Annotated in this window: 1 pseudogene; it reads right to left on the bottom strand. The window is 65.3% G+C overall.

Annotated elements, in window-relative coordinates:
* Positions 1-248 (bottom strand): annotated as a pseudogene (locus HX846_RS30860) (RND transporter); the annotation flags it as partial.
* Between the last annotated feature and the right edge of the window lie 69 nt (positions 249-317).

The raw sequence follows: 317 nt of genomic DNA, 5'->3' as shown, positions 1-317 counted from the left end.
GCCTCCGCCGCGATGATCGACTGGTTGGCCTTGGCCGAGCGCGCCACCAAATCGTTCAGTACCGGGTCCTGATAGGCCAGCCACCACTGGCTGTCCATGGCCCCCTGGGGGTTGGCCGCCGCGCGCTGCCACTGCGCGCCTTCCTTGAACGACTGCGGCAGCTCCATGGCGGGCTTCTGGTAATCGGGCCCGACCATGCAGCCGCCGAGCAGCAAGCTGATGCAAAGCACGCTGTATTTCACGTTCATAACCTTGCTTCCTTACGCCGACCCAGGCGCTGTGACGCCCGGTCGAGCCACAGGTAGATCACCGGGGTG

This window comes from Pseudomonas sp. K5002, from assembly GCF_013386655.1.
Lineage (GTDB): Bacteria > Pseudomonadota > Gammaproteobacteria > Pseudomonadales > Pseudomonadaceae > Aquipseudomonas.
This window is presented reverse-complemented; position numbering and strand designations above follow the sequence as displayed.